The organism is Limosilactobacillus rudii (assembly GCF_014145455.1).
Lineage (GTDB): Bacteria > Bacillota > Bacilli > Lactobacillales > Lactobacillaceae > Limosilactobacillus > Limosilactobacillus rudii.
Window position 1 is genome coordinate 139,881 of sequence record NZ_JACIVB010000062.1, and the last position, 12,920, is coordinate 152,800.

Genomic DNA, 12,920 nt, shown 5'->3' on the forward strand with positions numbered 1-12,920 from the left:
AGTTTGAAAACTGGAATTATTCAACAATCGTTAAGTGGATTTTATGATATTTTTTCTAGTGGTAAGATCTATAGGACAAGAGCACGTGGCAACTTTCGCCAACGAAAAATAAAGCCAGTTGTTGGTGACCATGTTGAATTTAGTGCAGAGAATCAACGCGAAGGCTACCTGCTAAAAATTCTGCCTCGTCGTAATCAATTGGTAAGACCACCAGTTGCCAATGTTGATATGGCAGTAGTAGTTACTTCAGCTAAAGAGCCTGCTTTTTCAGCTAATTTGCTTGACCGGCAATTGATTGCTTTAGAAGCCCAAAAGATTACGCCAGTGATTTATTTTTCAAAGACGGATTTATTAGATGAAGACGCATACCAGCAACTTTTACCAATTATTGAGGGGTATCAAAGGATTGGTTACCGTGTTTTTGCTAACAGGAATCCTTTTGATCCACAGCAATTATTATCATTGACGGCGGATTTAAAAGGGAAAGTTGTAACAATGATGGGACAGACAGGGGCTGGAAAGTCTACATTGCTTAATCACTTGGCTCCGCAGCTTGAATTAGCCACTGGTGAGATTTCACAAGCCCTTCAACGTGGTCGTCATACCACTCGGAAGGTTAGTTTATTAGAAGTCAATGGTGCTTTAATCGCTGATACTCCAGGTTTTTCTTCTTATGAGACTTTTAATATGACTGTTAATGACCTTCCCTTTTTATTTCCAGAAATGGCTCGGCTTGCGCCAAATTGTAAATTTCGTGGCTGCCTTCATTTAAAAGAACCACAATGTGCTGTGAAGGAAGCATTAAACAATGGTATAATCATGAGGAGTCGGTATGATGATTACGTTCAGTTTCATGAATTGATTGCTAATCAGAAACCAAATTATAAGAAATGAGGGAATTAGGATGATTAAAGTTGCACCATCAATTTTAAGTGCAGATTACGTAAACTTACAAAAAGATATTGAAAAAGTTGATAAGGCTGGTGCGCAATATTTACATATTGATGTAATGGACGGTACGTTTGTTCCAAGCATCTCTTACGGTCCTGGATTTGTTAAGGCAATTCGCCCAATTACAAAGATGGTCTTGGATGTTCACTTAATGGTTGAACAACCAGAACATATCTTGCCAATGTTTATTGACGCTGGCGCAGATATTATTGGGGTCCAAGTCGAAGCTACGCAACATATTCATCGTGCACTTCAAATTATAAAAAACGGTGGTGTTAAGGCTGAAGTTGTTATTAATCCAGGGACTCCAGTTGCGATGATTGAGCCAGTACTACACATGGTTGACCAAGTATTAGTTATGACTGTAAACCCTGGTTTTGGTGGTCAAAAGTTCTTACCAGAGACTGTTGATAAGATTGCCCAATTAAATGCAATTAAAGAAGAAAAGGGTTATAACTTTGACATTGAAGTTGACGGTGGCGTTAACGATAAAACAGTTGTTGATTGCTATAAGGCTGGGGCAACAGTTGCGGTAGCCGGTTCATATGTCTTTAATGCAGAAAATCCTGCAGAACGTATCAAGGCTCTTGAAGACGCTACAAAGTAATGTTAACTATAAAAAGGAGATGGCGTTAGGTTGTCTTCTTTTTTATATTTTTAAAGAGGTTAAGCAATGAGAGTAAATGTACTTGTTGGTGGACCGATTGAAATGGTTCCAACTAAGTTAATTAATGAACGCCGCAATGAAAAGTGGGTCGGCGTAGACCGGGGAGCAGTGACGCTCTTAAAAATGGGAATCGTTCCTATGATTGCAGTCGGCGATTTTGATTCAATTACTAGTAATGAACTGCAGGGATTAGAAAATGCATTACATCAAGTAAAAGTATATCCCCCCGAAAAAAATTATACTGATACTCAATTAGGAATAAGGTTCGCCACTCAGGATAAAAATCCAGATGAAATAGATATTTTTGGCGCAACCGGTGGTCGGTTAGATCACTTATTAGCAAATATATTCCTGCCATTACAAGCTGAATTTAGACCATACTTAACACGAATAAAGATTATTGATTGTCAAAATATTATGGCTTACTATCTTCCCGGAAGGTATACAATTTCGCATATAAAAGGGAAAAAGTACTTAGCGTTTGTTAATTTGACGCCAGTAGAAGGTTTAACTTTACAGGATGAAAAGTATCCACTGATAGATTGGAATAGTAAAATTCCGTTTTCGTGGACTAGTAATGAATTTACTGCCGAAGAAAATCATTTTTCATTTAAAAAGGGAATTATGGCGGTAATTCAATGTAATGATCCGCTAAAACTGGGCAATTAGAAGGATAGAACACCTGTCAAGGAAAATTACTTGAAAGAAAAATCTTGCATTGTGGCGGTGCCTATGGTAGATTAATTAGGTGAGTTATATCGCAGTTCTGCGTAAACGAAAAAATATGAAACAAAGAGGAGGGTACCACCAATGGCTAAAGATTTTATCAACGGTAAACGGACGCAATTTGGTAACAAGCGTTCTCACGCCCTTAACTCAAGTCGGCGTAGCTGGAAGCCTAACTTGCAAAAGGTAACCATTTTAGTTAATGGTAAGCCTAAGAAGGTATACGTTTCAGCACGTACGCTGAAGTCAGGTAAAGTGACTCGGGTTTAATTAAAAATGATGCCGTCCAGTAGGGCGGCTTATTTTTTATGCTAATTAATTAACCCCCTTCATCAATTTGTAAAAATATTCGTAGGTTACTTTTTTACTGAAATATGCTATGGTATGATGGTATTGATTTAATCGTAATCTTTATAAAGATTACCTTTACAAGGTTCAGTAATGACACGGTGTATATTTTTAACACTGGTATTTTATAAGGAGGCCATGACGATGGCAGTAAAAATCAAAACTAAGTCAGGAACAATTGACATTGATAATGATGTTATTTCATCAGTTGTTGGTGGTGCTGCTACTGATAACTACGGTGTTGTTGGAATGGCAAGTCGAAATCCATTACGAGACGGAGTAAATCAAATCCTTCGGCGTGAAAATTTCGCACGTGGTGTAGTTGTTCGACAACAAGATAATGGAGTGGCGGTTGATGTCAACATTATTGTTGGCTATGGTACTAAAATTTCAGAAGTATCAAAGAGCGTCCAGGCAAAAGTAAAATATAATCTTGAAACAATGCTCGGAATCACGGCTAACTCAGTAAACGTATGTGTCCAAGGTGTACGGACACTAGAAGACTAAAAGAGCATTGGGGAGGAATTTCGAATTGGCTGTAACAAAAATTACGAACCTCGAATTTGGCAAAATGGTTCAAGCAGCGGCAGATAAGCTTAGTAAAAATGCTGAATTCATTAATTCATTAAATGTTTTTCCTGTTCCAGATGGGGACACCGGAACAAACATGACTTCTTCAATGGCTAGTGGTGCCAAATATGAGCGTAATGAAACTAGCAAGAAAGTGGGAGATCTTAGTGCAGCATTAGCTAAGGGATTACTGATGGGAGCACGTGGTAATTCAGGTGTTATCTTATCGCAAATCTTTCGTGGCTTTGCAAAGGCAACGGCGGGAATGGAAGCTTTATCTGCTGCTGATTTTGTTAACGCATATGCAAATGGTGCTAAAACTGCCTATAAAGCGGTAATGAAGCCAACAGAAGGAACAATTTTGACAGTTGTTCGTGAATCGGCTCAAGAAGGCTTGAATAAGGTTAAAGAAACTGATGATCTTGTTGAAATTGTCCACGCAATTTATGAGGCTAGTGAAAAAGCTTTAGAAAAGACGCCGGAACTCTTGCCAGTATTAAAAGAAGTTGGTGTTGTTGACTCTGGTGGACAAGGTTTAGTATTTGTTCTTCGTGCGTTTGATGAAGCTTTAAGCGGGCGAGTGGATAAGAGTGAAGACTATAAGCCTGATAATGCTGAGATTGATGAGATGGTTCATGCAATGGATCATCAGAGTGTACAGGGAAAGCTAAATCCTGAAGACATCGAATATACCTACTGTACTCAAATGTTAGTGCGAATTGGCAAAGGTAAGCAAGTTACGCAAAAGTTTGATTATGATACTTTCTACAACTATTTAGCTGACCTTGGTGATAGTCTTCTTGTCTTAAATGATGACCAAGTTGTCCGTGTTCATGTACATACAGAACACCCAGGTAAGGTATTATCATGGGGACAGCAATTCGGTGATTTACAGACGATTGAAATTCATAATATGGTTTGGCAACAAGAAGAAATCATGGAAAATGATGAAAACAATGCTGATAATCAGTCACCGGTTGAAAAGGCAAAGGCTGTAGCAGAGACAAATAAAGAGATTAAGACGGCGGTTATCGCAGTGGCATCTGGCGACGGAATTGCAAAACTATTAAAGAGTCTAGGCGTTACCCACATCATTTCAGGCGGGCAAACAATGAACCCAAGTACTCAGGATATTTTAGAAGCAATTAATAATAGTGGTGCTAAACAAGCGTTAGTTCTTCCTAATAATGGAAATATCTTTATGACTGCAGAACAGGCTGCTGATGTAGCAGATATTCCAACAAAGGTTGTTCATAGCAAGACGATTGCTCAAGCTATGAGTGCATTACTGGAATATAATCCTGAGGCAAGCTTAACCGAGAATCAGACTAAAATGGAAGAAAATCTCGGCAGTGTTGCAAGTGGTGAGGTTACCAATGCTGTTCGTGACACAACAATTGATGGTCGTGAGATAAAAAAAGACGATTATATGGGAATAGTGGACGGTAAAATTGTTGACACTGATCCTGATTTAAAGGAAGCAGCAATTAAGATGGTTAAGGCCATGCTTGACGAGGATAGTGAAATTGTAACAATTTTATTTGGAACTGACGGTGACCAAGCGACTGCTGAAGAAATCAAAGCAGCGGTTGAAGAAGTTGATGATGAATTAGATATTCAAATCTATGACGGTGGCCAGCCTGTTTACCCATATTTAATTTCTGTTGAATAGGATTTGTTTCACTATTGAAGTGATTTAGTAAAAGCTATGGTTTAGATTTAGCCTTGAGTCTTGTTTTTTAATAGTGGAAAAAGGCTGAGAGAAAACTTTTTAGTTTTTTCCCAGCCTTATTTTAACCATTAGATGGATTTATAAAGAGGTGAAAGAAGTGCGTAGCTTAACGGATTCGGTTACCAAATTAAAAGGCGTCGGACCTAAAAGAGTAGCTGATTTAGCAACGTTAGGAATAGATACAATTGAAGATTTGTTAACGTATTATCCGACTCGCTATAATGACTTTACACCTACTGATATTACAAGTGCGAAAGATAAGCAAAAGATTACTTTGCAGGGCATCGTTGTTTCTGAACCACTTCTAACGCATTATGGTTATCGGCGTAATCGTCTCAGCTTTCGAATGCAAATAGGTCGTGAAGTAATTGTTGTTACTTTTTTTAATCAGCCTTACATAAAAAAGCAGGTAACTTTAAATCAGCAAGTAACAGTGATGGGCAAGTGGGATGCCACTCGCAGGCAAATAACGGCAAATAAATTAATCAAAGAACAAGCTGACCAGCAAAATGAATTCGGTGCGGTATACTCAGTTAATAAGCATATTCGTCAGAGTGTTTTGCAAAGCTTTATTCGTCAAGCTTACGAGGAATACGGTAATATAATTCCAACTTATCTCCCAAGAGCTCTTCGGCAACGGTATCGGCTTATGGATCGGCGACAAATGATTAAGGAGATTCATTTTCCCCAAACGCAAATGACTGCTAAAGCTGCCCGGCGAACCGCAGCTTATGAAGAATTTTTCCTTTTTCAGTTGCGCTTACAAGCAATTCGTCGTGCACATCGTCAAGAAGATGGTAATCGAATTTTATATCATAATGATGAATTAAAAGAATTTATTGCTAATTTACCATTTGAATTGACAGATGCGCAAAAGAAAGTGGTTAACGAAATTTGTCGAGATATGCGGCAACCATATCAAATGAACCGTTTACTTCAAGGGGATGTCGGGTCAGGAAAGACGGTTGTTGCTGCCATTGCTATATATGCTGCTGTAACCGCTGGATACCAGGCAGCATTGATGGCTCCAACAGAAATTTTAGCAGCTCAACACGCGGAAAAGTTATCACGTGTTTTTGCGGGGACGCATGTTCATGTAGCACTTTTAACAGGTGCCCTTACGGTAAAGCAGCATCAAAGCTTAATAGCGGCAATGAAGCGTGGCGATGTAAACCTGATTATAGGAACACATGCCCTGATTCAAGATGATGTTGAATATGCTAATCTAGGTCTAGTTATAACTGACGAACAGCATCGGTTTGGAGTTAACCAGCGCCAACGACTTCGTGAAAAGGGAGATCACCCAGATGTTCTAGCGATGACAGCTACTCCCATTCCGCGCACACTTGCTATTACTAATTATGGCGAGATGGATGTTTCAGTAATTGATCAGATGCCAGCAGGACGAAAGCCAATTCAAACACAGTGGTTAAAATCTAACCAGCATGCTGAAGCTATTCATTTTTTGCGGGAACAATTAGAAAAAGGTGCCCAAGCATATGTCGTTAGTGCGTTAATTGAGGAGTCTACGGCATTAGATGTCCAAAATGCGACTGATCTTTTTCAGCAACTATCAGCTGATTTACAACCCGACTATAAAGTGGGGTTATTGCACGGCCGAATGGAAAACGATGAAAAAGACAAAACAATGCAGCAATTTAAAGCTGGTAAGATTCAAGTCCTAGTTGCAACCACGGTAGTTGAAGTGGGGGTTGATAATCCTAATGCAACAATTATGGTTATTTTTGACGCGGATCGATTTGGATTAGCCCAGTTGCACCAATTGCGTGGTCGAGTAGGACGAGGAGATCGACAAAGTTATTGCTTATTAATTGCTGATCCCAAAACTGATGAGGGAAAGGCACGGATGAAAACAATGGTAGCAACTAACGATGGCTTTAAAGTTGCAGAACAAGATTTGAAATTACGTGGTTCTGGAGATGTTTTAGGAAAAAAACAATCGGGAATGCCAGAGTTTAAAGTTGGCGATCCAATTGCCGATTTAAAAATGTTGCAAATAGCACGAGCTGATGCTGGTAATCTTTTAGCGACACCTAATTGGGATAATATTGATGAAAACCAGCCACTTGTTTTGTACTTGCAGCGGCATGAATTAGAAACACATTTTGATTGAAAGGAAGAATGCATTATGAAGATTGCGGTTGACGCAATGGGTGGCGATAATGCCCCACAAGTAATTATTGAAGGAGTTGAACAAGCTCGTGATCTTTACCCGGATCTTGAATTTGATCTTTATGGTGATTTAGAAAAGGTTAAGCCATTAATAAAAAATAATGAGCGGTTAAACATTATTGCAACGACGGAGGAAATTTCCATGGGAGAAGAACCCGTTCGAGCAATTCGCCGTAAAAAAGATTCCTCAATAGTTCGTGCAGCTACTGCCGTTAAGGAAGGAAATGCAGATGCCTTTTTTTCAGCTGGTAATACTGGGGCAATTTTAGCAGCTGGACTCTTTATTGTCGGTCGGATTAAGGGAATTGACCGCCCTGGTTTAACTAGTATTTTACCAATTGCAAAACCAGGTTCAGCTCGGCATAGTTTTGTCTATTTAGATACTGGTGCAAATGCGGAAAGCAAAGAAAAGAACCTTGAGCAATATGCATATCTTGGTAAATTTTATGCGGAAAATGTATTAGGTGTTGCAAATCCGCGAATTGCGCTGTTAAATAATGGTGCTGAAGAAGATAAAGGCGATAAATTACATAAGGATGTTTGGCAAATTCTTAATAGCAAAGATGACTTAAACTTTATTGGTAATATTGAATCAGGAGATTTACTATTTGGTAGTGCTGATGTTGTTGTAAGTGATGGCTGGACGGCTAATGCAGCTTTAAAAGCAACTGAAGGTACAGCCAAAATGATGATGACTTTGATAAAACATGGAATATTACATGGTGGTTTACGTGCTAAGCTAGGTTATTTAATGCTAAAGCCGATCTTTCACCAAATTGGTCAAAAGATGAACGCTTCGACATATGGTGGAGCTGTTTTATTAGGTTTGAAGGCGCCGGTAGTAAAAACGCATGGTTCATCAGATGCACTGGCAGTGAAAAATACAATTAGTCAGATTAGAACGATGATTAAGACCGGTGTAATTGAAAAAACTGTAGAATTTTTTGATGATTCCGAAAATCTAGACAATGTGACAAAAAACGAATAGAATAAATAGCAAACTAATAAAGAGAGGTTAATAATGATGGCTGATAATAAGAAAAAAGAAATCTTTAATAAGGTTTCAGAAATAGTTGCAGACCATTTTGACGTTGATCGGGCCAAGATTACTGATGATTTAAACTTAAAGACGGATTTAGATGCTGATTCAATTGACTTTGTTGAATTTGTTCTTGAATTAGAGGATACTTTTGGTGAAGAGATTGATGACGAAGATGCTGAGAAGCTCAGCACAATTGGTGAGGTAGTTGACTATATCGCTACACATACTGCGGACTAGTAGTTGAGATGCTAATTGTTTTAAAAAGCCCAGGATATTGAGGAATCAATGTTCTGGGCTTTAGTAAATCCTTAATATTCATTAATTTTCTCTGCGGAAACGCTGGTTGTCTAGTATAATAGGCGATAGACATTTTGTTAGTATTTAGTTAATCAATGAAAGGAATTTTTTATGATCGAAGAATTACAAGACTACTTGGCCAAGGAATTTAATATTCATTTTGATAATCCATCTCTATTAGCTGAAGCCTTTACGCAGGCCTCATACGTAAATGAACATCCAAATCAAGGACTAAAGTTTTACGAGCGGATTGAATTTCTTGGCGATGCCGTGTTGGAACTGATCGTTTCAGAGTATATCTATAAACGTTTTCCAGAATTACCACAAGGAAAGCTTACTCGCTTACGAGCGGCAATGGTTTGTGAGGATAGTTTTTCAAAATTTGCGAAGGAATGCCATTTTGACCAATATATTCGACTAGGGCATGGTGAAGAAATGGCTGGAGCACGAGAGCGACCGGGCCTTCTTTGTGATATTTTTGAATCCTTTATTGGTGCATTGTACCTAGATCAAGGCCGTCCTGCAGTTGAAAAATTTGTTCAACGGATTATTTTCCCAAAGCTTGACATGGGCTGGTTTGATCATGCAGTTGATGCTAAGACGAGTCTTCAAGAATTCTTACAACGTGATGGGGATATTGATATTGAATACCATCTATTGCAGGAAAGTGGAACGGAAAACGATCCAGAATTTAATGTTAACGTTACAGCTAATGGAAAAGTCATTGGTGAAGGTAAGGGATCTTCAAAGAAACACGCGGAAATGCAAGCTGCACAACAAGCGCTTGATAAGTTGCGTAATAAAAATAAATAGTGAGTAGGAACAACTGATGCAATTATTATCATTAACTTTAGATGGGTTTAAATCGTTTGCCCAAAAAACAACAATTAAATTTGAACCCGGGATGACTGGGATTGTCGGCCCTAATGGTAGTGGTAAGAGTAATATTATTGAGGCAATTCAGTGGGTGATGGGCGAGCAATCAGCGCGTCACCTGCGTGGAGATCGGATGGCAGATGTTATTTTTAACGGTTCATCAGATAGAAAGCCGCTTAATCGTGCGCTTGTTTCGATAACGTTAGATAATAGTGACCATTATCTTGCAAGTGATTTTACTGAATTAACGATTACGCGAAAAATTTACCGTAATGGTGATAGTGAATATTTACTAAACGATCAGCATGTCCGCCTGAAAGATATTACGGATTTATTTATCGATTCTGGATTAGGTCGTGAATCATTCTCAATTATTTCGCAGGGACGAATTGAAGAAATTTTTAACGGAAAAGCTGTAGATCGGCGTGGAATTATTGAAACCGTTGCTGGGGTTGCTAAATATAAGAAAAATAAAGAAATTGCTGAAAAACGTTTGGCAACGACGATGGAAAATCTTAATAGGGTGAATGATATTATTAGCGAGCTGGAAAAGCAAATTGAACCCTTAGAAGAACAAAGCGCAATTGCCCAGGATTATTTAGAACAGAAAAAGCAATTTGACATCCTTGATCGGACACAGACTGTTCGACAGTATGATAATTATCATCAAAAACTGATTAGCTTGGAAACAAAACTAAAACAGGCTAATACAATAGTTAATGATTACAAGCGTCAAGCAGATCGAGATAGTCAGCAACTAGATAGCCTAAAGCAAAAGCGTCACGAGCTAACAGCGACCAAGGATCGATTACAGGCAATTATCCTTAATAAGACAGAGATGATTGCTAAACTTAAAAATCAGCAATCAGTGTCAAGTGTTCGTCGCGAACAACGGGAAAGCGAGCAACGTCGTCTTAAGACACAACAAAAAGAATTAGATACCCAGCTACAAACGTTAAAAGATCAGCAGCGGGTGGTACAGGAACAAATTGATAAACAAGAAGCAGCAATTAAAAGCCGCCAAGAAGAGCTTGATGCCGCTAAAAAGATGAGTAGTAGTGAACGAATTACTAAATTAAATCAAAAGGTAGATGAATTACGGAATCATCAAGTTGACTTAATGCAACAGATCACGACAATTCATAACCAACAATCCTTTTTATCGCGTAACCATGAGCAAGCGGTTGTTTCACAACGGCAAAGTACTGCCGAGTTAGCAAATGCTAGGGCTGAATTAACGACGATTATTAAGCAATATAATGCAGGTAAAGCAGAAACAACAGCAATGAACCAAAAGGCGGCTGCGGTTGAAGAAAAGTTAAAACAGGAGCAACACCGTCATGATGAATTAGGACAGCAGTACCAAAATAGCCAGCGAAAGTGGTATCAAGCATTAGGAGATGTGCGGTCCCTTAAATCGCGGATTAATACTTATAAGTCGATGGCCGATGAATATAGCGGTTACTACCGTGGGGTGCAAAGTGTTCTTCGGCAGCGAAAACAATTTTCAGGACTAGCAGGGGCAGTAAGTGAATTATTTGAAGTGCCTGCTAACTATACGGTTGCTGTTGAAACGGTATTAGGCGGGCAATTGCAACAATTAGTGGTTGATCGGCAAATCACTGCTAAAAAGATAATTAATTTCCTAATAAAAACCCGCGCAGGGCGTGTAACTATTTTACCTCTTGATACTTTGCAGCATCGTCGAACATTAAACATTTGGCAACAGCTAAAAGGGATGCCAGGATACTTGGGACGAGCAACAGACCTAATTAATTATGATCCACAATTTCAAATAATTGCCGACCATTTACTAGGTACAACAGTAATTGCTGATAATCTTGATCATGCAACTGAAATTGCAAAAGCAGGGCGCCACTTAATTCGGGTAGTTACACTTGATGGGCAACTAATTAATGCGAGCGGGGCGATGACTGGAGGAGCAACGAGAAATCGTCAAACCGGGTTATTGAGCCAAAAACAAATGGCAAAACAACTTGAGAATGAGTTAACCAGTCAGCAGCAACTTGCAAGTTCGCTGGAACAAACAGTAGCTAAACTACAGCAAGCTCAGCAGGCAAATGATCAGGTTATTACTGATTACCAAGATCAATTGCGTAAACAGCAGACAACCCTTCATGAAGCGCAAAGCAATTGCCGCCTTATTGCAAGTAAGCGAGAAACATTAGAAAACCGGGTTAAAGCATTAGAGTTGCAAGCTGAACAACAGGGAACGCAGCACCATGATTATGAAACTCAGGTACAACATAATAAGGCGCAGGAAAAGCAAGCTCAGCAAGATTTAGAGAATGTTAAAGCCCAAATTAATACTATTCTTACACAAATTGATGAGTTACAAAATAATGCATCTGCACAGGCGGAACAATTAGCGCAAATGCAACAGTGGCTTGCGGTGGCAGAAGAGCGCCGTCAACAATATCTCCGTCAAGCAAATGACTATCAGCAGCAAGTGCGTGATATACAATCATCACTACGAGTAGTCGAGCGTGATCTTGAACGATTGACGCATGAGTCTGAAAATCAATCAACGAGTGAAGAATCTACCCAAGCAGCGCTTAATATTGCAAATCAAGAACGAGCAACGGCTAAACAACAATTAGCTGATAATGGAATAAGTCTTGACCAGCTTGAACAGCAATTATCTAAAGCAGAAGCACATCATGATCGTTTGCAAGAACTGCAACAAGTTGCGCGTGATGATCGTAATAGTTTGAATGAAGAGCGAGTAAAATGCGAGGCAATGATTGACCAATGTTTAAACCGGTTAACTGACCAGTATTCAATGACTTTGGCAGAAGCTCGTAAACAAATGAGTTCTCTTGATGATCAGACTTTGCATACGCGACTTAAGTTATTAAAGCGAGGGTTAGATGATCTTGGTCAAGTGAATACCGGGGCGATTGAAGAGTATCAACGAGTCCGGGAACGGTATGATTTCCTAAAGGGACAACAAGATGACTTGTTAGCTTCACGTCAACAGCTTAACCAAACAATGGGAGAAATGGATGCACAGGTAAAAGACCGGTTTATTAATACTTTTAACCAGGTTTCCCAAAGATTTGATGAAACGTTCCAGCAAATCTTTGCCGGTGGACATGCTAAGCTTGTTCTAACCGACCCTCATGACCTATTAACCACTGGTGTCGATATTATGGCCCAGCCACCAGGAAAAAAGAATCAGCATTTATCCCTATTGTCAGGTGGGGAGCGTGCTTTAACTGCAATTACGCTTTTATTTGCTATCCTTAAAGTGCGTCCAGTACCATTTGCTATTCTTGACGAACCAGAAGCTGCATTAGATGAGGTAAATGTACAACGATTTGCTAACTACCTTAGCCAGTTTGGTACAACGGGACCCCAGTTTATTGTGATTACTCACCGTAAAGGGACGATGATGGGGGCTGATGTGTTGTATGGTGTAACAATGCAAGAATCTGGCGTATCAAAGATGGTTTCAGTAGATGTCGTGGATACTCTTAAAGAAGATAATGATTAGT

General features: G+C 39.2%; 11 protein-coding genes. All 11 read left to right on the forward strand.

The window, feature by feature from the left end; translation table 11 throughout:
* The first annotated feature begins 3 nt into the window (after positions 1–3).
* The 11 genes from rsgA to smc all read left to right on the forward strand — a co-directional run bounded on the left by rsgA (position 4) and on the right by smc (position 12,919).
* A complete protein-coding gene (gene rsgA / locus H5S39_RS09925) occupies positions 4–894 on the forward strand; it encodes a ribosome small subunit-dependent GTPase A (RefSeq protein WP_182595299.1) in 891 nt (296 codons plus the stop codon).
* Between the two features lie 10 nt (positions 895–904).
* Positions 905–1,558 carry a ribulose-phosphate 3-epimerase gene (rpe, locus tag H5S39_RS09930; protein ID WP_182595300.1) on the forward strand — a complete coding sequence of 218 codons (654 nt, stop codon included), beginning with the start codon at positions 905–907 and terminating at the stop codon, positions 1,556–1,558.
* A 66-nt stretch (positions 1,559–1,624) separates the two neighbouring features.
* Positions 1,625–2,287: a thiamine diphosphokinase gene (locus tag H5S39_RS09935; RefSeq protein WP_182595301.1), complete on the forward strand. Its 663-nt coding sequence runs from the start codon at positions 1,625–1,627 to the stop codon at positions 2,285–2,287.
* A gap of 141 nt (positions 2,288–2,428) precedes the next feature.
* Complete coding sequence (gene rpmB, locus H5S39_RS09940; RefSeq protein ID WP_003663833.1) at positions 2,429–2,614, forward strand: 50S ribosomal protein L28; 186 nt, start codon at positions 2,429–2,431, stop codon at positions 2,612–2,614.
* Between the two features lie 222 nt (positions 2,615–2,836).
* Positions 2,837–3,199, forward strand: coding sequence for an Asp23/Gls24 family envelope stress response protein (locus H5S39_RS09945; protein WP_003663831.1), 363 nt, complete (start codon positions 2,837–2,839; stop codon positions 3,197–3,199).
* A 25-nt stretch (positions 3,200–3,224) separates the two neighbouring features.
* Complete coding sequence (gene fakA, locus H5S39_RS09950; RefSeq protein WP_182595302.1) at positions 3,225–4,934, forward strand: fatty acid kinase ATP-binding subunit FakA; 1,710 nt, start codon at positions 3,225–3,227, stop codon at positions 4,932–4,934.
* A 157-nt stretch (positions 4,935–5,091) separates the two neighbouring features.
* Entirely contained in the window at positions 5,092–7,128 is a 2,037-nt protein-coding gene (gene recG, locus H5S39_RS09955) for an ATP-dependent DNA helicase RecG (protein ID WP_182595303.1), read from the forward strand.
* Positions 7,129–7,143: 15 nt separating this feature from the next.
* Positions 7,144–8,175, forward strand: coding sequence for a phosphate acyltransferase PlsX (gene plsX, locus H5S39_RS09960; RefSeq protein WP_182595304.1), 1,032 nt, complete (start codon positions 7,144–7,146; stop codon positions 8,173–8,175).
* Between the two features lie 36 nt (positions 8,176–8,211).
* A complete protein-coding gene (gene acpP / locus H5S39_RS09965) occupies positions 8,212–8,466 on the forward strand; it encodes an acyl carrier protein (RefSeq protein ID WP_182595317.1) in 255 nt (84 codons plus the stop codon).
* A gap of 171 nt (positions 8,467–8,637) precedes the next feature.
* The gene (gene rnc, locus H5S39_RS09970; protein WP_182595305.1) at positions 8,638–9,339 is read left to right on the forward strand and encodes a ribonuclease III; all 702 of its coding nucleotides are present in this window, start codon (positions 8,638–8,640) and stop codon (positions 9,337–9,339) included.
* Positions 9,340–9,355: 16 nt separating this feature from the next.
* Positions 9,356–12,919 (forward strand): chromosome segregation protein SMC, encoded by a 3,564-nt coding sequence (smc, locus tag H5S39_RS09975; RefSeq protein ID WP_182595306.1) that lies wholly within the window; start codon positions 9,356–9,358, stop codon positions 12,917–12,919.
* Position 12,920 lies beyond the last annotated feature (1 nt).